We start from the raw sequence: 21064 nt of genomic DNA on the forward strand, positions 1-21064 counted from the left end.
TAAATTATCAGTCTATTGCAACTTTTCTCATGTGAGTCATTTGGCTTGCTATTGGTTTTACTTAGTAGTATACTAAGGTAGTAATCATTAAGAAGTGGTTACAAAAAATAATAAACGAGGTAAAATAAAATGGTAGAATTGAAAAAAGAAGCAGTAAAAGACGTAACATCATTGACAAAAGTAGCGCCAGTAGCATTGGCAAAAACAAAGGAAGTATTGAACCAAGCTGTTGCTGATTTGTACGTAGCTCACGTTGCTTTGCACCAAGTACACTGGTATATGCGCGGTCGTGGTTTTCTTGTGTGGCATCCAAAAATGGATGAATACATGGACAGCCTTGATGGCTATCTTGACGAAATCAGCGAACGTTTGATTACACTTGGTGGCAGCCCATTCTCTACTTTGACAGAATTCCTTCAACATAGTGAAATCGAAGAAGAAGCTGGTGAATACCGTAATGTTGAAGAAAGCTTGGAACGTGTCCTAGATGTTTATCGTTATCTCATCACTCTGTTCCAAAAAGCTTTGGATGTTACTGATGAAGAAGGTGATGATGTGACAAACGATATCTTTGTTGGTGCTAAAGCTGAACTTGAGAAAACGGTTTGGATGCTTGCGGCAGAACTTGGACAAGCACCTGGTTTGTAAGAAATAGAATAATCATATAAAAATCTGTAGGATGCCTCTTACGGATTTTTTTCTATTCTGTAAGCTATTCCAAACCAGTCTTTTTTTGAGTTTTTTGATAAAATAGTACTATCAGTGAAAAGGATGGAAGCATGACTAAGAAAATTGTAGCTATTTGGGCCCAGGATGAAGAGGGTGTGATTGGTAAGGACAATCGTCTGCCTTGGCATTTGCCAGCAGAACTGCAACACTTCAAAGAAACAACTCTGAATCATGCTATCTTGATGGGACGTGTGACCTTTGATGGAATGGGGCGTCGTCTGCTTCCAAAACGGGAGACCTTGATTTTGACTCGTAACCCAGAAGAAAAGATAGATGGGGTTGCTACTTTTCACGATATCCAGTCTGTTCTAGACTGGTATCAGGGTCAAGACAAGAATCTCTATATTATCGGTGGGAAGCAAATTTTTCAGGCTTTTGAGCCCTACCTTGACGAAGTGATTGTGACTCAAATTCATGCTCGGGTGGAAGGAGATACCTATTTCCCTGAAGAATTTGACTTGTCTCTTTTTGAGACAGTTTCAAGCAAATTTTACGCTAAAGATGAGAAAAATCCTTATGATTTTACCATCCAATACCGCAAGAGAAAGGAAGTCTAATGGAACGTAGTATATTTGGTTTTTTCACAGCCATGCTGTGTTTGGTCTGCTTGCTTGCAGGAGCACAGGCTTTTCGTAAAAAGCGCTATGGACTTTCTGTCCTGCTCTGGTTAAATGCCTTTACCAATTTGGTCAATAGTATCCATGCTTTTTACATGACCTTATTTTAGATAGAATGACAGTATAGAATAGAACGGAAGGAAATTATGCCTACAACTAGGAATAATGATATGATGGTTTATTGCTCATTTTGTGGCAAAAGCCAAGAAGAAGTACAAAAAATAATCGCTGGGAACAACGCCTTTATCTGTAATGAATGTGTGGAGTTAGCCCAGGAAATCATTCGTGAGGAGTTGGCGGAAGAAGTCTTGGCAGACTTGTCTGAAGTTCCAAAACGAATCGAACTCCTCCACATCTTGAATCACTACGTAATCGGTCAAGATCGTGCCAAACGGGCTTTAGCAGTAGCAGTATACAACCACTATAAACGCATCAATTTCCACGATACGCGTGAAGAGTCAGAAGATGTGGATTTGCAGAAATCAAATATCTTGATGATTGGCCCAACTGGTTCAGGGAAAACTTTCCTTGCTCAGACCTTGGCTAAGAGCTTGAATGTACCTTTTGCAATTGCGGATGCGACAGCTCTTACGGAGGCTGGTTATGTAGGTGAGGATGTGGAAAATATCCTCCTCAAACTCTTGCAGGCTGCTGACTTTAACATTGAACGTGCAGAGCGTGGCATTATCTACGTGGATGAAATTGACAAGATTGCTAAGAAGAGCGAGAACGTGTCTATCACACGTGATGTTTCTGGTGAAGGGGTGCAACAAGCCCTTCTCAAGATTATCGAGGGAACAGTTGCAAGCGTGCCGCCTCAAGGTGGACGTAAACATCCACAACAAGAGATGATTCAAGTGGATACTAAAAATATCCTCTTCATCGTGGGTGGTGCCTTTGATGGCATTGAAGAAATCGTCAAACAACGTCTGGGTGAAAAAGTCATCGGATTTGGTCAAAACAATAAGGCGATTGACGAAAACAGCTCTTACATGCAAGAAATTATCGCAGAAGATATTCAAAAATTTGGTATTATCCCTGAGTTGATTGGACGCTTGCCAGTCTTTGCAGCTCTTGAGCAATTGACTGTTGATGACTTGGTTCGTATTTTGAAAGAGCCAAGAAATGCCTTGGTCAAACAGTACCAAACCTTGCTATCTTATGATGATGTCGAGTTGGAATTTGACGACGAAGCCCTTCAAGAGATTGCCAATAAGGCCATTGAACGCAAAACGGGTGCGCGTGGTCTTCGCTCGATTATCGAAGAAACAATGCTGGACGTCATGTTTGAAGTACCGAGTCAGGAAAATGTGAAATTGGTCCGCATCACTAAAGAAGCTGTCGATGGAACGGATAAACCAATCCTAGAAACAGCCTAGAGGTGACTATGGAACTTAATACACACAATGCTGAAATCTTGCTCAGTGCAGCTAATAAATCCCATTATCCGCAGGATGAACTGCCAGAGATTGCCCTAGCAGGGCGTTCCAATGTTGGCAAGTCTAGCTTTATCAACACTATGTTGAACCGTAAGAATCTCGCCCGAACATCAGGGAAACCTGGTAAAACCCAGCTTCTCAACTTCTTTAATATCGATGATAAGATGCGCTTTGTGGATGTGCCTGGTTATGGCTATGCCCGCGTTTCCAAAAAGGAACGTGAAAAGTGGGGGCGCATGATTGAGGAGTATCTGACAACTCGGGAAAATCTCCGTGCAGTTGTTAGTCTAGTTGACCTCCGTCATGACCCATCAGCAGATGATGTGCAGATGTACGAATTTCTCAAGTATTATGAGATTCCGGTTATCATTGTGGCGACCAAGGCGGACAAGATTCCTCGTGGTAAATGGAACAAGCACGAATCAGCAATCAAAAAGAAATTAAACTTTGACCCAAGTGACGACTTCATCCTCTTTTCATCTGTCAGCAAGGCAGGGATGGATGAGGCTTGGGATGCAATCTTAGAAAAATTGTGAGAAAAAGAAAATGGCAAAAACAATTCATACAGACAAAGCTCCAGAGGCTATCGGACCCTATGTTCAAGGAAAAATCGTTGGCAACCTTTTGTTTGCTAGTGGTCAAGTTCCTCTCTCTCCTGAAACTGGGGAAATCGTTGGAGAAACGATTCAAGAACAGACCGAACAAGTCTTGAAAAACATTGGTGCTATTTTGGCAGAAGCAGGAACTGACTTTGACCATGTTGTCAAAACAACTTGCTTTTTGAGCGATATGAACGACTTTGTTCCTTTTAACGAGGTTTACCAAACGGCCTTTAAAGAGGAATTCCCAGCTCGTTCAGCTGTGGAGGTAGCTCGTCTTCCTCGTGATGTAAAAGTCGAAATCGAAGTCATCGCAGAGATTGGATAAGCTAGTTGAAGTTTGGTGTTGCCAAACTTCTTTTGATATAAGGAGAAAAAGATGACAAAGAAACAACTTCACTTGGTGATTGTGACAGGAATGAGTGGTGCAGGGAAAACAGTTGCCATTCAGTCCTTCGAAGATTTGGGTTATTTTACTATTGATAATATGCCGCCAGCCCTCTTGCCTAAGTTTTTGCAGTTGGTGGAAACAAAGGAAGATGACCATAAGTTGGCCTTGGTAGTGGATATGCGTAGCCGTTCTTTCTTTTCAGAAATTCAAGCTGTCTTGGATGAGTTGGAAAATCAAGATGATTTGGATTTCAAAATTCTCTTTTTGGATGCAGCTGATAAGGAATTGGTTGCTCGTTACAAGGAAACCAGACGGAGTCACCCACTAGCAGCAGACGGTCGTATTTTAGATGGAATCAAGTTGGAACGTGAACTCTTGGCACCTTTGAAAAATATGAGTCAAAATGTGGTGGATACGACTGAACTTACTCCTCGTGAGCTGCGTAAAACCATTGCAGAGCAGTTTTCAGATCAAGAGCAAGCCCAGTCTTTCCGTATCGAAGTCATGTCTTTTGGTTTTAAATATGGAATCCCAATTGATGCGGACCTAGTCTTTGATGTCCGTTTCTTGCCAAATCCCTATTACCTTCTAGAACTGAGAAACCAAACGGGTGTGGATGAACCAGTTTATGATTATGTCATGAACCATCCTGAGTCAGAAGACTTTTATCAGCATTTGTTGGCCTTGATTGAGCCGATTTTACCAAGTTACCAAAAGGAAGGGAAGTCCGTTTTGACCATTGCCATGGGTTGTACAGGTGGACAACACCGTAGTGTGGCCTTTGCTAAACGCTTGGCGCAGGACTTATCCAAGAATTGGCCTGTTAATGAAGGGCATCGCGACAAAGACCGAAGAAAGGAAACGGTAAACCGTTCATGAGAAAACCAAAAATAACGGTGATTGGTGGAGGGACTGGGATCCCTGTCATTCTAAAAAGTCTGCGGGAAAAAGATGTGGAAATCGCTGCTATCGTAACGGTGGCGGATGATGGTGGTTCTTCAGGTGAACTCAGAAAAAATATGCAGCAGTTGACACCGCCAGGTGATCTTCGCAATGTCCTTGTGGCCATGTCGGATATGCCTAAGTTTTATGAGAAAGTCTTTCAGTATCGCTTTTCTGAGGATGCAGGAGCCTTTGCTGGCCATCCGTTGGGAAATCTCATTATTGCTGGCCTGTCAGAAATGCAGGGTTCGACCTACAATGCCATGCAGTTACTGAGCAAATTTTTCCATACAACTGGGAAGATTTATCCTTCCAGTGACCATCCCTTGACCCTTCATGCAGTCTTTCAGGATGGGACAGAAGTTGCTGGAGAGAGCCATATTGCAGACCATCCAGGCATGATTGACCATGTCTATGTGACCAATACCCTCAACGATGATACGCCTCTGGCCAGCCGTCGAGTAGTGCAGACCATTCTTGAAAGTGACATGATTGTCCTCGGACCTGGTTCTCTATTTACCTCTATTTTGCCCAATATCGTGATTAAGGAAATCGGGCAGGCGCTTTTGGAAACCAAGGCAGAGATTGCCTATGTCTGCAATATTATGACCCAACGTGGGGAGACGGAACACTTTACAGATAGTGACCACGTGGAGGTCCTGCATCGTCACCTTGGTCGCCCTTTTATCGATACTGTTTTGGTGAATATCGAAAAAGTGCCTCAGGAATACATGAATTCCAACCGTTTTGATGAATACTTGGTGCAGGTGGAACATGATTTTGCTGGTCTTTGTAAGCAAGTTCCGCGCGTGATTTCATCCAACTTCCTTCGTCTGGAAAATGGGGGTGCCTTTCACGATGGAGATTTGATCGTGGATGAGTTGATGCGCATCATACAGGTGAGAAAATGAGTTTCACAGTAGCAGTAAAAGAAGAAATCCTGGGTCAGCACCATCTGAGCCGGCATGAATTATCCGCCATTATCAAGATGTCTGGTAGCATCGGTCTCTCGACCTCGGGCCTAACCTTGTCTGTCGTGACAGAAAATGCCAAACTGGCTCGTCACCTCTATGAGTCCTTTCTCCATTTCTATGAAATCAAATCGGAAATCCGACACCACCAAAGAAGTAATCTTCGTAAGAATCGGGTCTATACCGTTTTTACAGATGAAAAGGTGCAGGACTTGTTGAGTGATTTGCACTTGGCAGACTCTTTCTTTGGTCTGGAAACAGGTATTGATCAGGAGATTTTATCAGATGAGGAAGCAGGTCGTGCTTATCTTTGTGGCGCTTTCTTGGCAAATGGAAGTATTCGTGACCCTGAGTCAGGCAAGTACCAGTTGGAAATCAGTTCTGTTTATCTGGACCACGCGCAAGGGATTGCCTCACTTCTCCAGCAATTTTTACTAGATGCTAAGGTGCTTGAGCGCAAGAAGGGAGCTGTGACCTATCTCCAGCGAGCCGAAGATATTATGGACTTCTTGATTGTCATCGGAGCCATGCAGGCGCGTGATAATTTTGAGCGGGTTAAGATTTTGCGAGAAACCCGTAACGACCTTAATCGAGCCAATAATGCCGAGACAGCTAATATCGCTCGGACAGTTTCTGCCAGTATGAAGACCATCAACAATATCAGCAAAATCAAAGATATCATGGGCTTAGAAAACCTGCCAGTGGATTTGCAGGAAGTGGCGCAGCTGCGGATTCAGCACCCAGACTACTCTATCCAGCAGTTAGCAGATAGCCTCAGCAATCCCCTTACAAAAAGTGGTGTCAACCACAGACTTAGAAAAATAAACAAGATTGCTGATGAACTATAAAACCACGAATCGCATTTGACTCGTGGTTCTTTTTTTATAAACTAGTAGAGTGTTTTGGTTGTACTTTTTGCTCAGGGTCGATGTAGTTGATAGCATTGTTGACAGCAGTTGGAGCTTCTCCGAGGCCTGTCGCAATCAGATCAATTTTTCCTTCATAGTAGCAACAGTCACCGATAGCATAGATACCTGCTTTGCTGGATTCCTGTTTGCTGTTGACGATAATCTTGTGACGGTTGAGGTCCAGACCCCAGTTTTTAAGGTTACCGACAGAAGATTTGAAACCATAGTTGACAAAGAGGTGGTCTAGGTCAATAGTTTCTGTTTCATCAGATTTAACTTTTGTGATTTCCAACTTGTCAAGCGTTTTTCCATCTCCAAGGAGTTGGCTAGGGACGAATGGTGTCTTGATGATCACAGAAGATTCCTGCAAAGCTTGGACACTGTGTTCCAAGGCGCGGAAATTATCTCTGCGGTGAACAAGGGTAGTTGGTGCAATTTTTTCAAAAGCCAAAGCCCAATCCACAGCCGAGTCTCCTCCACCAAGAATCGTCACTTTCTTACCAGCATATTGCTGGATGTTGGAAACGTGGTAGTGGATATTTTCATAGTCTTCAACGCCTTCTAGTTCCAGAGGACGTGGTTTGAAGGCACCGCCCCCCATAGCGATGATAACAGTTTTAGACAGGTGACTTCCTTTAGAAGTTGTAATTACAAAGCCTTCTTCTTGTTTTTCAATCTCAAGAACCGTTTCATTGAGATGAATAGGGGTATCAAAGCCGTTTAACTGTTCAATCAAGCGGTTGGTCAACTCTTCTCCAGTCAGGTTTGGGAAACCTGGTACGTCTAGGATTTCCTTTTCAGGATAGAGAATAGCAGGCTGTCCACCTAGTTGAGGAAGGGAATCGATGATTTGGACCTTTGCTTGGCGTAGGTGGGCGTAAAAGGCCGCAAAAAGCCCGACAGGACCGCCACCTACAATAGTGATATCATAGAGTTGAGACATGGTTTCTCCTTTGTTTTTTCTAGTCATACTCTTCGAAAATCTCTTCAAACCACGTCAGCGTCGCCTTACCGTACTCAAGTACAGCCTGCGGCTAACTTCCTAGTTTGCTCTTTGATTTTCATTGAGTATCAGTTTATTTTATCATATTTTTTCTTTAATTTAAAATGAAGTAGGATAGGGAAAAAAATGCCAGAAAAATGGTATAATAGAAAGGAACGTGTTTGGACAGAGAGGAGACAGCAGATGAACTTTCAACAATTATCCAACCTGCAATATTGGACTAGCTTGTTTTCTAGTCCTTGGAGTATTGCCATCAATGTGTTTGATATTTTGATTGTGGCCTATATTTTATATCGTTTTACAAAAGCGATAGCTGGCACCAAGATTATGATTTTGGTGCGTGGGGTCGTGATCTTTGTATTAGCCCAGGTTGTGGCCAATATCCTTGATTTAACAACGATTTCTTGGTTGATTAATCAGATTATCACCTATGGGGTTATTGCTGCGGTTGTTATCTTCTCTCCAGAGATTCGGACTGGTTTGGAACGCTTGGGAAGGGCGACAGATTTCTTTTCTACTGCTCAAATTAGTGCAGAGGAGCAAATGATTCGTGCCTTTGTCAAGTCGGTTGAATATATGAGTCCCCGTAAGATTGGTGCTCTGGTTGCCATCCAACGAGTTCGGACCTTGCAAGAATACATTGCGACAGGGATTCCCTTGGATGCCAATATTTCAGCTGAACTCCTCATCAATATTTTTATTCCCAACACTCCCCTACACGATGGTGCAGTGATTATCAGAGAAAATCGAATAGCAGTAACCTCTGCTTATTTGCCCTTGACAGAAAGCACAGGGATTTCCAAGGAGTTTGGGACCAGACACCGGGCGGCTATCGGTTTGTCAGAAGTATCCGATGCCTTGACCTTCATCGTCTCAGAGGAAACAGGTGGCATTTCTATTACCTATAACGGTGTTTTCAAGCACGACTTGACGATTGAAGAATTTGAAGCAGAGCTACGAGCAATTCTTTTGCCAGCTGTTGAGGAAAAAGTCAGTTTCAAGGACCGTTTGCTAGGAGGTTGGAAATATGAGAAAAAATAGTCTATATATCATTTCATCTCTCTTTTTTGCTTGTGTCTTATTCATTTATGCAACGTCAACCAACTTTCAAAATAGCAATACCGCAAGGCAGGTCAAATCAGAAACCTACACCAATACGATAACGAACGTTCCTATCGATATTCACTATGATAATGACCAGTATTTCATTAGTGGATTTGCATCAGAAGTTTCAGTGATATTAACCGGAGCTAATCGTGTGACCTTGGCCAGCGAAATGCAGGAGAGCACTCGTAAGTTTAAGGTCACAGCGGATTTGACGGATGCCAGTGTTGGAACGATTGAAGTTCCCTTGAATATTGAAAATCTTCCAAGCGGATTGACCGCTGTGGCAACGCCTCAAAAGATTACAGTGAAAGTTGGGAAGAAGGTTAAGCGAGATGGGATGATTGTTGTGCCACAAGTTGACCAAAGCCAGATTGATTCCAAGCTACAAATTGATAGTGTAACCGTGTCAAACGAACGAGTTTCTGTCACAACTGACCAAGAAACATTAGCTAAAATCGATCGTATTATTGCGCTTTTACCAACCAGCGAACGCATAACCGGTAATTACAGTGGTTCAGTACCTTTGCAGGCAATCGATCGCAATGGTGTTGTCTTACCGGCAGTTATTACTCCGTTCGACACAACAATGAAGGTGACTACAAAACCAGTAGCACCAAGTTCAAGCACATCAAATTCAACTACAAGTAGTTCGTCGGAGACGTCTTCGTCAACGAAAGCAACTAGTTCAAAAACGAATTAAAAATAGAAAAAGGATTTTATAAAAATGGGTAAATATTTTGGGACTGATGGAGTCCGTGGAGAAGCTAATGTAGAATTAACGCCAGAATTGGCCTTTAAACTAGGACGTTTTGGAGGCTATGTTCTTAGCCAACATGAAACGGAAGCGCCGAAAGTTTTTGTAGGACGTGACACACGTATTTCTGGGGAAATGCTAGAATCTGCCTTGGTGGCAGGTCTCCTCTCTGTAGGGATTCACGTCTACAAACTTGGTGTCCTTGCAACACCAGCAGTAGCTTACTTGGTAAAAACTGAGGGAGCCAGTGCAGGTGTCATGATTTCTGCTAGCCACAACCCAGCCCTTGATAATGGGATTAAGTTCTTTGGTGGTGATGGTTTCAAACTAGATGATGTAAAAGAAGCAGAAATTGAAGCCTTGCTAGATGCTGCGGAAGACACTCTTCCTCGTCCAAGTGCTGAAGGCTTGGGAACCTTGGTAGATTATCCAGAAGGTTTGCGTAAGTATGAAGGATATCTTGTTTCAACTGGAACTCCTCTTGAAGGAATGAAGGTTGCCTTGGATACGGCTAATGGTGCAGCTTCTACAAGTGCCCGTCAAATCTTTGCAGATCTTGGTGCTCAATTAACTGTTATTGGGGAAACACCAGATGGTCTTAACATCAACCTTAATGTTGGTTCAACCCACCCAGAAACCCTTCAAGAAGTGGTCAAAGAAAGTGACTCAGCTATCGGTTTGGCTTTTGACGGAGACAGTGACCGTTTGATTGCTGTCGATGAGAATGGCGATATCGTCGATGGTGACAAGATTATGTACATCATCGGAAAATACCTTTCTGAAAAAGGACAATTGGCGCAAAATACAATCGTGACAACCGTTATGTCTAACCTTGGTTTCCACAAGGCCTTGGATCGTGAAGGCATTAACAAGGCAGTCACTGCAGTTGGCGACCGCTATGTTGTGGAAGAAATGAGAAAATCAGGCTACAATCTTGGTGGTGAACAGTCTGGTCACGTCATCTTGATGGACTACAATACAACAGGTGATGGCCAATTATCTGCTGTTCAATTGACAAAAATCATGAAGGAAACTGGTAAGAGCCTGTCAGAGTTGGCAGCAGAAGTAACCATCTATCCACAAAAATTAGTCAATATCCGAGTGGAAAATGCTATGAAGGAAAAGGCTATGGAAGTGCCAGCTATCAAGGACATTATCGAGAAGATGGAAGAAGAAATGGCAGGGAATGGGCGTATCCTTGTTCGTCCAAGTGGAACAGAGCCCCTCTTGCGTGTTATGGCAGAAGCTCCTACAACAGAAGAAGTGGACTACTATGTTGATACTATCGCAGACGTAGTTCGAGCTGAAATCGGGATTGACTAAATCCTAGAAAACTAGATGAAAATAAAAAATTATGGTACAATAGCTTATAATATTGTAGCCGAGGGAGAAAGACATGAATCTTAAACGTGAACAAGAATTTGTTAGTCAGTATCATTTTGATGCGCGTAATTTTGAATGGGAAAATGAAAATGGAGCTCCTGAAACTAAGGTGGATGTGAACTTCCAATTAATTCAACATGACCAAGAAAATCAAGTGACTTCCTTGATTGTTGTCTTGAGTTTTATGATTGTATTTGATAAATTTGTCATCAGTGGAACCATTTCACAGGTGAACCATATCGATGGTCGTATTGTTAACGAACCAAGTGAATTGAACCAAGAAGAAGTGGAAACCTTGGCTCGTCCATGTTTGAATATGCTCAACCGTTTAACTTACGAAGTAACTGAAATTGCATTAGACTTACCAGGAATCAATTTGGAGTTCTAATATGAAATTAGCTGTTATCACAGATTCCTCTGCCTATCTCAGTGCAGAGGCCTTGCAAAGAGAAGATTTATATGTCTTGGATATTCCTGTCAATATTGATGGTGAGGAGTATGTCGAAGGTATCAATCTGACTGCTGAGGAATTTTACCAAAAAATGGCTCAGGCTTCTGAATTGCCTAAGACCAGTCAACCAAGTATTGCCAAGTTAGATGAGATTCTAACTTCGCTCAAAGAACAAGGTTATACACATGCTTTGGGGCTTTTCCTATCTTCTGGAATTTCAGGTTTTTACCAAAATATCCAGTACATGGTCGATGACTATGAGGGCTTAACCATTGCCTTCCCAGACACTTTGATTACAAGTGCTCCTTTGGGTATCATGGTTGAAAGTGTCTTTAACTGGCGAGACCAGGGCGATGATTTTGCTATCATTCAGGATAAGCTAGCTATTCAGATTAGTCATACATCTGCTTTCATCATGGTGGATGACTTGGACCATTTGGTTAAAGGGGGACGCCTTTCAAATGGAGCTGCGATTTTGGGCAATCTGCTAAGCATTAAGCCAATCCTCTATTTCAATGATCAAGGTGTGATTGAAGTGTACGAAAAAGTTCGTACTGAAAAGAAAGCAGCCAAGCGTTTAATTGAGATTATCAAGGAAGCCACAGCTTCAGGCAAATACCGTATCATTGTCATTCACGGAAATGCTCCTGAAAAGGCTGAAGAATTGCGTCAGCACTTACTTGAATCTGGAGTGGGTACAGATATTTCACTTGCTACATTTGGTAGTGTCATTGGAACACACCTAGGAGCAGGAAGCATTGCTTTAGGTTATATTCCAGTGATTTAGTTGGTGCTTTTGAGCTAGTTAAGAAATCTTGTATCTTAGAGATTGAACACGGACCACCTGCCTCTTTAAAAAAGATGACTGTTTTTCCTTTCGTGGAAAGTCAGCGCCATTCCCTATTTTTCATGGGCAGCTAAGGTCCTTTGTATCTTGATAATTGAACACGCCTGGAACCCTGTGTGAAAAAGATAGTTCTGATCAAGGAGTATCTACTCCTTGATCAGAACTCCTATTTTCACTTTGTGTTCTTGCAGGCTTTGTATCTTAGAAATTGAACACGGACTACCTGCCTCTTGAAAAAAGATGCCTGTCTTGCCTTTCATGGAAAGTCAGCGTCATTCCCTATTTTTCAAGGGCAGCTATCGTCCTTTGTATCTTAGTCAGGAGTAGAGATGAGTATTCGAGTAATTATTGCTGGTTTTAAGGGAAAGATGGGCCAAGCTGCTTGTCAGATGGTCTTGGCTGATTCAGACTTGGACTTGGTAGCAGTTTTGTATCCCTTTGAGTCTGAGTCAGAATGGCAGGGAATTCCTGTTTTCAAGGATAAGGCTGATTTAGCAGGCTTTGAAGCGGATGTCTGGGTAGATTTTACTACTCCAACTGTTGCCTACGAAAATACACGTTTTGCTCTTGAAAATGGTTTTGCTCCAGTGGTTGGAACGACAGGCTTTACTAGTGAAGAAATTGCAGAACTAAAAGCATTTTCTCGTGAACAAAATTTGGGTGGCTTGATCGCTCCTAATTTTGCCTTAGGTGCTGTTTTACTCATGCAATTTGCGACGCAGGCTGCCAAATATTTCCCAAATGTGGAGATTATCGAGCTTCATCATGACAAGAAAAAGGATGCACCGAGTGGAACTGCTATTAAAACAGCTGAGTTAATGGCAGAAGTTCGAGAGTCTATCCAGCAGGGTGCAGCAGATGAGGAAGAATTGATTGCAGGTGCTCGTGGTGCTGACTTTGATGGCATGCGCATCCACTCAGTTCGTTTGCCAGGCTTGGTAGCCCATCAGGAAGTCATCTTTGGCAATCAGGGAGAAGGATTGACACTCCGTCATGACTCCTATGATCGCAGCTCCTTCATGACAGGGGTGAATTTGGGAATTAAAGAAGTTGTCAAGCGTCATGAGCTTGTCTATGGATTAGAACACTTATTATGAGATTAACGCAAATGCCTTCTGAATTTCAGAAGGCTTTACCAGTATTAGAAAAAATTAAAGAAGCAGGTTTTGAGGCCTATTTTGTTGGAGGTTCTGTTCGAGATGCCCTCCTCAATCGTCCTATCCATGATGTGGATATTGCGACGTCTTCTTATCCAGAAGAAACCAAGCAGATTTTTCCGCGAACAGCCGATATCGGAATCGAGCATGGAACTGTCTTGGTCTTAGATGGGGACGAGGAGTATGAGGTGACTACTTTTCGGACAGAGGATGTCTATGTGGACTATCGCAGACCGAGTTCGGTTTCCTTTGTGCGCTCGCTAGAAGAAGACCTCAAACGCCGTGATTTCACAGTCAACGCCTTTGCCTTGGACGATACAGGAGAAATCATTGACTTGTTTCATGGTTTAGAAGATTTGGAAAAGCAAGTCTTACGAGCAGTTGGAGTGGCAAGTGAGCGTTTCAACGAAGACGCTCTGCGGATTATGCGTGGTTTTCGTTTTCAGGCTAGTCTTGGCTTTGAACTTGAGCCAGAAACCTTTAAAGCAATGAAGACCTTGACGCCACTTTTGGAGAAAATTTCTGTGGAGCGTACCTTCGTTGAGTTTGATAAACTCTTGCTGGCTCCATTTTGGAGAAGGGGCTTGGCTTCCATGATTGAGAGTCAAGCTTATGACTATCTCCCTGATATGGCATCTAGCCAGGACAAGCTCAATAGACTGTTTGATTTAGAGACTGATTTCACCTTTAAATCCTCTGAACAAGCCTGGGCGGCTTTACTGTGGGCTTTGGAGATTGAAAATGCACAGTCCTTTTCGAAGGCTTGGAAAACCTCACGTCAATTTGCCAAGCAGGTACAAGATTTGCTGACTATTTTGGCTTTGCGTGAAAAGGGAGAATTGAGCAAGCGCGATTGTTATCGCTTTGACTTGGATTTACTTTTACAGGCTGAAAATCTTCGACAGGCTCAAGGAAAAGAAGTCAACCTACAAGCTATCACAGAAACTTACCATAGTTTGACCATTCATGACAAGAAAGAAATCCAAATCAACGGTGGTATTTTGATCAAGGAATATGGTTATCAGCCGGGCCCAGACTTGGGAGATATTTTAACAGAGATTGAATATGCCATTGTCGATGGAGAATTGAAAAATGACCGTCAAGCCATCCATGCTTATCTAAGGGAGAAAAAATGAGTGATTTTATCGTTGAAAAACTAAGTAAATCCGTTGGTGATAAGACCGTTTTTAAGGATATTTCCTTTATTATCCATGACCTAGATAGAATTGGTCTGATTGGTGTCAATGGAACGGGCAAGACCACCCTTTTGGACGTCCTTTCTGGTGTTTCTGGATTTGATGGGGATGTCAGTCCCTTTTCAGCTAAGAATGATTACCAGATTGGTTACTTGACCCAAGATCCTGATTTTGATGATAGCAAGACGGTCTTGGATACGGTTCTCTCCAGCGACCTCAAGGAAATCCAGCTCATTCGTGAGTATGAATTGATCATGCTCAACTATAATGAGGACAAACAGGCGCGTTTGGAACGTGTCATGGCTGAAATGGATTCTCTCCAAGCTTGGGAAATTGAGAGTCAGGTTAAGACTGTTCTCAGCAAGCTGGGGATTCAGGACTTATCTACTCCTGTTGGGGAATTGTCAGGTGGTCTGAGAAGACGGGTTCAGTTGGCGCAAGTTCTTCTTGGTAATCACGACCTCTTACTTCTGGATGAACCGACCAACCACTTAGATATAGCGACTATTGAGTGGTTGACCCTCTTTTTAAAAAATTCTAAGAAGACAGTTCTCTTTATCACTCACGATCGTTATTTCTTAGACGCTTTGTCAACACGGATTTTCGAGTTGGACCGAGCAGGCTTAACAGAATATCAGGGCAATTATCAGGACTATGTTCGCCTAAAGGCGGAACAGGATGAGCGCGATGCGGCTCTTCTTCACAAAAAAGAACAACTCTACAAACAAGAATTGGCCTGGATGCGCAGACAACCGCAGGCGCGTGCGACCAAGCAGCAGGCTCGTATCAATCGTTTCCACGACCTGAAAAAGGAAATTTCAGGTGGAGTTGCTGAGACAGACTTGACCATGAACTTTGAAACCAGTCGTATTGGGAAGAAAGTCATAGAGTTTCAGGATGTTTCCTTTGCCTATGAAAACAAGCCTATTTTGCAAGATTTTAATCTCTTGGTGCAGGCCAAAGACCGTATTGGAATCGTTGGGGACAACGGTGTTGGAAAATCAACCCTGCTTAATCTGATTGCAGGCAGTCTTGAGCCGACAGCAGGACAAGTTGTGATTGGGGAAACTGTTCGTATCGCCTATTTCTCTCAGCAAATTGAGGGTTTGGATGAAAGTAAGCGAGTGATCAATTACTTGCAGGAAGTGGCAGAAGAGGTCAAGACCAGCGGTGGTTCTAGTACTTCGATTGCAGAGTTGCTGGAGCAGTTCCTTTTCCCACGTTCGACGCATGGAACCTTGATTGAGAAATTGTCTGGTGGAGAGAAAAAACGTCTTTATCTCCTCAAACTGCTCTTGGAAAAACCAAATGTTCTTCTCTTGGACGAACCGACAAATGACCTAGATATTGCGACCTTGACAGTTTTGGAGAATTTCTTGCAAGGCTTTGCTGGTCCGGTTTTGACTGTTAGCCATGACCGCTATTTCTTGGATAAGGTAGCGAACAAGATTCTCGCTTTTGAGGATGGCAAGATTCGTCCTTTCTTTGGTCATTACACCGACTACCTTGATGAAAAGGCCTTTGAAACAGATATGGCCAATCAAGTGCAAAAGGCTGAAAAGGAAAAAGTAGTCAAGGTCCGAGAAGACAAGAAACGCATGACCTACCAAGAAAAGCAGGAGTGGGCAAGTATTGAAAGCGATATTGAAGCCTTGGAAAATCGTATCGCTGCGATTGAAGAGGAAATGCAGGCTAACGGCTCTGACTTTGGCAAACTAGCGACTCTCCAAAAAGAACTGGATGAGAAAAACGAGGCACTCCTTGAAAAATACGAACGCTATGAGTATCTAAGTGAATTTGATAGCTAGAAGAATGGAAAAATCCCGTCTCATGGACAGGATTTCTCTATTCTTTTTTGGTTTCTTGATGAAAGATATTTTGCCAAGTTTCGTGGCGTCGCCAGATACTGGTATGGACGATGCCATCCAATTCATAGCAGATGAGTTTGGTCTTTTGACTGATGGAAGTAATTTGAATGTCCTTGATAGCAGAATTCAACTCTTTTACAGCTTTATAGGCCTCTTTATCCATCTGCTCTCCGTCTTGGCGAATATAGACAAAATCGTCAGCCAAGAGTTCTTCCAGTTGATTTCCCTGATCAATCAATTGTTCACGCATGAGCAATTTTTTGTAGACATTGCCTAAAATCTCATCCTCAGGGATAGGTGCTGGCTCGATATGGACATCGGTATCAAAGACTCCAAAACGCTCTTCCAGCATAGACTCGACTTGATCCGCAATCTCGTGACTTTCATAAACCGACAAGTCAGGATTCATTTCTAGCGTAATATCCAGGTAGATGTTACTACCGTAGGTACGACCTCTTTGGGACTTAACCTTACTGATTTTGGGAATTTCCATGATAGCCTTTTGATAATCCTCAAGCAGACGGTCGTCGAAACCATCTGAAAGACTAAAGGAAGACTCAATGAAGATATCATAGGCAGTTTTCAAGATAAAGAAAGTGATGATAATGGCAACCAGTTTATCCACGATGGGATAATTGAAACTGCTAGCCAGGATGGCAATGGTAGTTCCCAGTGAGGTAACAGCGTCAGAAAGATTGTCCTTTGCTGCGGCCTTGAGTGCCTTAGAGTTGGATTTCTTACTGAGGCGAGTATTGTAGAGATAGACCATGAACATAATCGCTGCAGAAATGATTCCTAGAGTGGCACCAAGAGGATCAATGACCGTTTCTTCCCGACTGAGAATCTTCTGAATGGTATCCCTTAGTACATCAAAGCCAACATAGAACATGATAATAGAAGTGACCAAGCTAGCCAAATCTTCAATCTTCCAGTGGCCAAAACGGTGGTCACGGTCTGCAGGCTGGCGCGCCATCCGAATCCCAATCAAGAGAGCAATATTTCCAATGATGTCCGACACGTTGTTGAAACCATCGGCTACCAAACTGGATGAATGAAGAAGGTGCCCAGTTGCTAATTTGGCTGCAGACAAGATCAAATAGGTCGAAATGCTGATAATGGCCCCACGCTCAGCTAACTTGAGATTTGAGATAGATTGCTTCATTCAACTTCCTTTCTAGTCACATAGATTCTACCATTATACTGGTTTTCAAGGGAAAATTCAAATAAGGCAGTTTTTACTCTTTGAAAACTTTTCAAAATTTGGTATAATAGTACTACTCAAGGGAGTAGCTGGCAGAAACCTGTGATAGTGTCGTCATTCCGAATTTTATACTGAAAAGTATGCTTTCCGGCACTATCTTAAACAGCGAGACTTATTATGATTAACAGGTCTCTTTTTGTTTGTCGTGAAAAGATACGATGAGAAAAAGAGAGCCTGTTTTGCACACAATGTCAAGGAGGAGACACATGTCAAAAGAACAAAAACGCCAAGCGTTTTACACTCAGAGTCCTGAAGAGGTCTTGCAGGCTGTGGATGCGACCGAGCAAGGTTTGTCATCAAGTGAGGCGGAAAAGCGCCTTGCTGAATTTGGCCACAATGAACTCGAAGAAGGCGAGAAACGATCAATCCTGGTCAAATTTATCGAGCAATTTAAGGATTTGATGATTATCATCCTAGTTGCGGCGGCTATCTTGTCAGTTGTGACTTCTGGTGGGGAAGATATCGCAGATGCCATTATCATCTTAGCCGTGGTAATCATCAATGCTGCCTTTGGTGTTTACCAAGAAGGAAAAGCAGAGGAAGCTATCGAAGCCCTCAAATCCATGTCTAGTCCAGCTGCCCGAGTTCTTCGTGATGGGCACATGGCTGAGATTGACTCTAAAGAATTGGTGCCAGGTGATATCGTTGCCCTCGAAGCAGGTGATGTAGTACCAGCAGACCTACGTTTGCTTGAAGCCAACTCTCTTAAAATCGAAGAAGCAGCTCTTACAGGTGAGTCTGTGCCAGTCGAAAAAGACTTGACAGTTGAACTTGCTGCAGATGCTGGTATTGGTGACCGTGTCAATATGGCCTTCCAAAACTCAAATGTGACTTATGGTCGCGGTCTTGGTGTTGTTGTCAATACAGGTATGTACACGGAAGTTGGTCATATTGCTGGCATGCTTCAAGATGCGGATGAGACGGATACACCACTCAAACAAAATTTGAACAACCTTTCTAAGGTCTTGACCTATGCAATTTTGGTCATTGCACTTGTTACTTTTGTAGTTGGTGTTTTCATTCAAGGTAAAAATCCACTTGGTGAGTTGATGACCTCTGTTGCGCTTGCCGTTGCAGCTGTCCCAGAAGGACTCCCAGCTATCGTAACTATCGTTCTTGCCCTTGGTACTCAAGTTTTGGCCAAACGAAACTCAATCGTTCGTAAGTTGCCAGCAGTAGAAACACTTGGTTCAACTGAAATCATTGCTTCTGATAAGACTGGTACGCTGACTATGAACAAGATGACCGTCGAAAAAGTCTTCTACGATGCAGTTCTACATGACTCAGCTGATGACATTGAACTGGGTCTTGAAATGCCGCTGCTTCGTTCAGTTGTCTTGGCCAATGATACGAAAATCGATGTGGAAGGCAACCTAATTGGTGATCCAACCGAAACAGCCTTTATCCAATATGCCTTGGACAAGGGCTACGATGTCAAAGGATTTTTAGACAAATATCCTCGTGTAGCTGAGTTGCCATTTGACTCTGACCGTAAGCTCATGTCAACGGTTCACCCGTTGCCAGATGGTCGTTTCCTTGTAGCAGTTAAAGGTGCGCCAGACCAACTTTTGAAACGTTGTGTTCTTCGTGACAAAGCTGGGGATATTGCTCCGATTGATGAGAAGGTTACAAACCTCATTCACACAAACAACTCTGAAATGGCTCACCAAGCCTTGCGTGTCCTTGCAGGTGCTTATAAGATTATCGATAGCATTCCAGAAAACCTGACTTCTGAAGAGCTTGAAAATGATTTAATCTTTACTGGTTTGATTGGGATGATTGACCCTGAACGTCCTGAAGCTGCTGAGGCTGTTCATGTGGCTAAGGAAGCGGGAATTCGTCCAATCATGATTACAGGTGACCACCAAGATACTGCAGAAGCTATTGCTAAACGTTTGGGAATCATTGATGTAAACGATACAGAAGGTCACGTTTTAACTGGTGCTGAGCTCAACGAACTATCTGATGAAGACTTTGAAAAAGTAGTTGGTCAATACTCTGTTTATGCCCGTGTGTCTCCAGAGCACAAGGTTCGTATCGTCAAGGCTTGGCAAAAACAAGGTAAAGTCGTTGCCATGACAGGTGACGGTGTCAATGATGCGCCAGCTCTGAAAACAGCCGATATCGGTATCGGTATGGGAATCACTGGTACAGAGGTTTCTAAGGGGGCTTCTGACATGATTCTTGCAGATGATAACTTTGCGACTATTATCGTTGCAGTGGAAGAAGGACGTAAGGTCTTCTCAAACATTCAAAAGACTATTCAGTACCTACTTTCTGCCAATACTGCTGAAGTATTAACCATCTTCCTATCAACCTTGTTTGGTTGGGATGTTTTGCAGCCAGTTCATCTTTTGTGGATTAACTTGGTAACCGATACCTTCCCAGCTATCGCTCTAGGTGTTGAGCCAGCTGAGCCAGGTGTCATGAACCATAAACCACGTGGACGCAAGGCAAGCTTCTTCTCAGGTGGTGTTTTGAGTTCTATCATCTATCAAGGTGTACTCCAAGCAGCTATTGTTATGAGTGTTTATGGACTTGCGATTGCTTACCCAGTTCATGTGGGTGACAATCATGCCATTCATGCGGATGCTCTTACTATGGCCTTTGCAACACTTGGTTTGATTCAGCTCTTCCATGCCTACAATGTCAAGTCTGTTTACCAATCCATCTTAACAGTTGGTCCATTCAAGTCTAAGACATTTAACTGGTCCATCTTGGTATCCTTCATCCTTCTCATGGCAACAATCGTCGTAGAACCGCTTGAAGGAATCTTCCACGTAACCAAACTAGACTTGTCTCAATGGGGAATCGTCATGGCTGGAAGCTTCTCAATGATTATTATTGTCGAAATCGTTAAATTTATCCAACGCAAACTTGGCTTTGACAAGAATGCGATTTAAAAAGAAAAAGTCATCTTCGGATGGCTTTTTGCTACAGTTGAGGGAAAGGGCTTGCAGTTGCCGTCTTTTGTGCTATAATTGCTATAATATAGTAAAAAACAAGAGGAGTGTGAGGAAGTGGAAAAGAAAATTGTGAAGGATATCTTGTTTTTATCTCAGGTATCTCAGCCAGCAAGTCAGGAAGACCTTTATCTTGCCAGAGATTTGCAGGATACACTCTTAGCAAATCGTGAGACTTGTGTCGGTCTGGCTGCCAATATGATTGGGGTGCAGAAGCGCGTGATTATCTTTAATCTTGGTTTGGTTCCTGTGGTCATGTTTAATCCAGTGCTCCTGTCCTCTGAAGGAGCTTATGAGACAGAAGAAGGCTGTTTGTCCTTGACAGGTGTGAGACCTACTAAGCGTTATGAAACCATAAGGGTTGCCTATCGTGACAGCAAGTGGCAGGAACAGACCATTACCTTGACAGGCTTCCCAGCCCAGATTTGCCAGCATGAACTGGATCACTTGGAAGGACGAATCATTTAGGAGGAAAGCA

21 protein-coding genes are annotated in these 21064 nt (G+C 43.0%); 19 read left to right on the forward strand and 2 right to left on the reverse strand.

The features are described 5' to 3' along the window. Nucleotides 1-129: 129 nt before the first annotated feature. The 9 genes from ACLNCP_RS05160 (at nucleotide 130) to whiA (ending at nucleotide 6536) form a co-directional block, all read left to right on the forward strand. Entirely contained in the window at nucleotides 130-648 is a 519-nt protein-coding gene (locus tag ACLNCP_RS05160) for a Dps family protein (RefSeq protein WP_000229886.1), read from the forward strand. A 131-nt stretch (nucleotides 649-779) separates the two neighbouring features. Continuing rightward, entirely contained in the window at nucleotides 780-1286 is a 507-nt protein-coding gene (locus tag ACLNCP_RS05165) for a dihydrofolate reductase (protein WP_084886656.1), read from the forward strand. Then, on the forward strand, nucleotides 1286-1456 hold the full coding sequence (locus tag ACLNCP_RS05170; RefSeq protein WP_000442260.1) for a hypothetical protein: 171 nt from the start codon (nucleotides 1286-1288) through the stop codon (nucleotides 1454-1456). Before ACLNCP_RS05165 ends, ACLNCP_RS05170 begins: the two co-directional genes overlap by 1 nt. Before the next feature lie 36 nt (nucleotides 1457-1492). Then, nucleotides 1493-2725, forward strand: a complete 1233-nt coding sequence (clpX, locus tag ACLNCP_RS05175) for an ATP-dependent Clp protease ATP-binding subunit ClpX (RefSeq protein WP_424844132.1) — start codon at nucleotides 1493-1495, stop codon at nucleotides 2723-2725. 8 nt (nucleotides 2726-2733) lie between these two features. Beyond that, nucleotides 2734-3321 carry a ribosome biogenesis GTP-binding protein YihA/YsxC gene (gene yihA, locus ACLNCP_RS05180; RefSeq protein ID WP_000422605.1) on the forward strand — a complete coding sequence of 196 codons (588 nt, stop codon included), beginning with the start codon at nucleotides 2734-2736 and terminating at the stop codon, nucleotides 3319-3321. A gap of 10 nt (nucleotides 3322-3331) precedes the next feature. Further along, nucleotides 3332-3712 carry a RidA family protein gene (locus tag ACLNCP_RS05185; RefSeq protein WP_414368579.1) on the forward strand — a complete coding sequence of 127 codons (381 nt, stop codon included), beginning with the start codon at nucleotides 3332-3334 and terminating at the stop codon, nucleotides 3710-3712. A 51-nt stretch (nucleotides 3713-3763) separates the two neighbouring features. After that, nucleotides 3764-4654, forward strand: a complete 891-nt coding sequence (rapZ, locus tag ACLNCP_RS05190) for an RNase adapter RapZ (RefSeq protein ID WP_084925753.1) — start codon at nucleotides 3764-3766, stop codon at nucleotides 4652-4654. Continuing rightward, nucleotides 4651-5628, forward strand: coding sequence for a YvcK family protein (locus ACLNCP_RS05195; RefSeq protein WP_001231075.1), 978 nt, complete (start codon nucleotides 4651-4653; stop codon nucleotides 5626-5628). The genes rapZ and ACLNCP_RS05195 overlap by 4 nt, the downstream gene beginning before the upstream one ends. Further along, nucleotides 5625-6536: a DNA-binding protein WhiA gene (whiA, locus tag ACLNCP_RS05200; RefSeq protein WP_261030326.1), complete on the forward strand. Its 912-nt coding sequence runs from the start codon at nucleotides 5625-5627 to the stop codon at nucleotides 6534-6536. Before ACLNCP_RS05195 ends, whiA begins: the two co-directional genes overlap by 4 nt. Nucleotides 6537-6570: 34 nt before the next feature. On the opposite strand, the gene ACLNCP_RS05205 is transcribed toward whiA, so the two are convergent. Then, nucleotides 6571-7539 carry an NAD(P)/FAD-dependent oxidoreductase gene (locus ACLNCP_RS05205; RefSeq protein WP_247953250.1) on the reverse strand — a complete coding sequence of 323 codons (969 nt, stop codon included), beginning with the start codon at nucleotides 7537-7539 and terminating at the stop codon, nucleotides 6571-6573. 243 nt (nucleotides 7540-7782) lie between these two features. Between ACLNCP_RS05205 and cdaA the strand changes: the two genes are divergently transcribed. The 8 genes from cdaA (at nucleotide 7783) to ACLNCP_RS05245 (ending at nucleotide 16302) form a co-directional block, all read left to right on the forward strand. Then, nucleotides 7783-8640 (forward strand): diadenylate cyclase CdaA, encoded by an 858-nt coding sequence (gene cdaA, locus ACLNCP_RS05210; protein WP_125448153.1) that lies wholly within the window; start codon nucleotides 7783-7785, stop codon nucleotides 8638-8640. Next, the gene (locus ACLNCP_RS05215) at nucleotides 8627-9406 is read left to right on the forward strand and encodes a CdaR family protein (protein ID WP_001230940.1); all 780 of its coding nucleotides are present in this window, start codon (nucleotides 8627-8629) and stop codon (nucleotides 9404-9406) included. Before cdaA ends, ACLNCP_RS05215 begins: the two co-directional genes overlap by 14 nt. 24 nt (nucleotides 9407-9430) lie before the next feature. Beyond that, the gene (glmM, locus tag ACLNCP_RS05220; protein ID WP_424844133.1) at nucleotides 9431-10783 is read left to right on the forward strand and encodes a phosphoglucosamine mutase; all 1353 of its coding nucleotides are present in this window, start codon (nucleotides 9431-9433) and stop codon (nucleotides 10781-10783) included. 73 nt (nucleotides 10784-10856) lie between these two features. Further along, on the forward strand, nucleotides 10857-11231 hold the full coding sequence (locus ACLNCP_RS05225) for a DUF1149 family protein (protein WP_001050081.1): 375 nt from the start codon (nucleotides 10857-10859) through the stop codon (nucleotides 11229-11231). Between the two features lies 1 nt (nucleotide 11232). Continuing rightward, the gene (locus tag ACLNCP_RS05230) at nucleotides 11233-12081 is read left to right on the forward strand and encodes a DegV family protein (protein ID WP_125454996.1); all 849 of its coding nucleotides are present in this window, start codon (nucleotides 11233-11235) and stop codon (nucleotides 12079-12081) included. A 389-nt stretch (nucleotides 12082-12470) separates the two neighbouring features. Further along, a complete protein-coding gene (gene dapB, locus ACLNCP_RS05235; RefSeq protein WP_070842825.1) occupies nucleotides 12471-13238 on the forward strand; it encodes a 4-hydroxy-tetrahydrodipicolinate reductase in 768 nt (255 codons plus the stop codon). Next, nucleotides 13235-14434 (forward strand): CCA tRNA nucleotidyltransferase, encoded by a 1200-nt coding sequence (locus ACLNCP_RS05240; protein WP_424844134.1) that lies wholly within the window; start codon nucleotides 13235-13237, stop codon nucleotides 14432-14434. The genes dapB and ACLNCP_RS05240 overlap by 4 nt, the downstream gene beginning before the upstream one ends. Continuing rightward, nucleotides 14431-16302 (forward strand): ABC-F family ATP-binding cassette domain-containing protein, encoded by a 1872-nt coding sequence (locus ACLNCP_RS05245; RefSeq protein ID WP_424844135.1) that lies wholly within the window; start codon nucleotides 14431-14433, stop codon nucleotides 16300-16302. The genes ACLNCP_RS05240 and ACLNCP_RS05245 overlap by 4 nt, the downstream gene beginning before the upstream one ends. 37 nt (nucleotides 16303-16339) lie before the next feature. Here the strand turns inward: ACLNCP_RS05245 and mntE are convergent, their stop codons facing one another. Beyond that, on the reverse strand, nucleotides 16340-17524 hold the full coding sequence (gene mntE / locus ACLNCP_RS05250; RefSeq protein WP_424844136.1) for a CDF family manganese efflux transporter MntE: 1185 nt from the start codon (nucleotides 17522-17524) through the stop codon (nucleotides 16340-16342). Between the two features lie 305 nt (nucleotides 17525-17829). On the opposite strand from mntE, the gene ACLNCP_RS05255 reads away from it, so the two are divergent. Together ACLNCP_RS05255 and ACLNCP_RS05260 are read left to right on the forward strand one after the other, a co-directional pair. Next, complete coding sequence (locus ACLNCP_RS05255) at nucleotides 17830-20526, forward strand: cation-translocating P-type ATPase (protein ID WP_261034671.1); 2697 nt, start codon at nucleotides 17830-17832, stop codon at nucleotides 20524-20526. Nucleotides 20527-20643: 117 nt separating this feature from the next. Continuing rightward, the gene (locus tag ACLNCP_RS05260; protein ID WP_045612079.1) at nucleotides 20644-21054 is read left to right on the forward strand and encodes a peptide deformylase; all 411 of its coding nucleotides are present in this window, start codon (nucleotides 20644-20646) and stop codon (nucleotides 21052-21054) included. The last annotated feature ends 10 nt before the right edge of the window (nucleotides 21055-21064 follow it).

The sequence above is a fragment of the Streptococcus sp. CL6.35 genome (assembly GCF_049737915.1).
Taxonomy (GTDB): Bacteria; Bacillota; Bacilli; order Lactobacillales; family Streptococcaceae; genus Streptococcus.

Coding starts and splice junctions, on each gene's coding strand:
- ACLNCP_RS05160 (WP_000229886.1), top strand. CDS start 130: ATGGTAGAATTGAAAAAAGAAGCAGTAAAAGACGTAACATCATTGACA.
- ACLNCP_RS05165 (WP_084886656.1), top strand. CDS start 780: ATGACTAAGAAAATTGTAGCTATTTGGGCCCAGGATGAAGAGGGTGTG.
- ACLNCP_RS05170 (WP_000442260.1), top strand. CDS start 1,286: ATGGAACGTAGTATATTTGGTTTTTTCACAGCCATGCTGTGTTTGGTC.
- clpX (WP_424844132.1), top strand. CDS start 1,493: ATGCCTACAACTAGGAATAATGATATGATGGTTTATTGCTCATTTTGT.
- yihA (WP_000422605.1), top strand. CDS start 2,734: ATGGAACTTAATACACACAATGCTGAAATCTTGCTCAGTGCAGCTAAT.
- ACLNCP_RS05185 (WP_414368579.1), top strand. CDS start 3,332: ATGGCAAAAACAATTCATACAGACAAAGCTCCAGAGGCTATCGGACCC.
- rapZ (WP_084925753.1), top strand. CDS start 3,764: ATGACAAAGAAACAACTTCACTTGGTGATTGTGACAGGAATGAGTGGT.
- ACLNCP_RS05195 (WP_001231075.1), top strand. CDS start 4,651: ATGAGAAAACCAAAAATAACGGTGATTGGTGGAGGGACTGGGATCCCT.
- whiA (WP_261030326.1), top strand. CDS start 5,625: ATGAGTTTCACAGTAGCAGTAAAAGAAGAAATCCTGGGTCAGCACCAT.
- ACLNCP_RS05205 (WP_247953250.1), bottom strand. CDS start 7,539: ATGTCTCAACTCTATGATATCACTATTGTAGGTGGCGGTCCTGTCGGG.
- cdaA (WP_125448153.1), top strand. CDS start 7,783: ATGAACTTTCAACAATTATCCAACCTGCAATATTGGACTAGCTTGTTT.
- ACLNCP_RS05215 (WP_001230940.1), top strand. CDS start 8,627: ATGAGAAAAAATAGTCTATATATCATTTCATCTCTCTTTTTTGCTTGT.
- glmM (WP_424844133.1), top strand. CDS start 9,431: ATGGGTAAATATTTTGGGACTGATGGAGTCCGTGGAGAAGCTAATGTA.
- ACLNCP_RS05225 (WP_001050081.1), top strand. CDS start 10,857: ATGAATCTTAAACGTGAACAAGAATTTGTTAGTCAGTATCATTTTGAT.
- ACLNCP_RS05230 (WP_125454996.1), top strand. CDS start 11,233: ATGAAATTAGCTGTTATCACAGATTCCTCTGCCTATCTCAGTGCAGAG.
- dapB (WP_070842825.1), top strand. CDS start 12,471: ATGAGTATTCGAGTAATTATTGCTGGTTTTAAGGGAAAGATGGGCCAA.
- ACLNCP_RS05240 (WP_424844134.1), top strand. CDS start 13,235: ATGAGATTAACGCAAATGCCTTCTGAATTTCAGAAGGCTTTACCAGTA.
- ACLNCP_RS05245 (WP_424844135.1), top strand. CDS start 14,431: ATGAGTGATTTTATCGTTGAAAAACTAAGTAAATCCGTTGGTGATAAG.
- mntE (WP_424844136.1), bottom strand. CDS start 17,524: ATGAAGCAATCTATCTCAAATCTCAAGTTAGCTGAGCGTGGGGCCATT.
- ACLNCP_RS05255 (WP_261034671.1), top strand. CDS start 17,830: ATGTCAAAAGAACAAAAACGCCAAGCGTTTTACACTCAGAGTCCTGAA.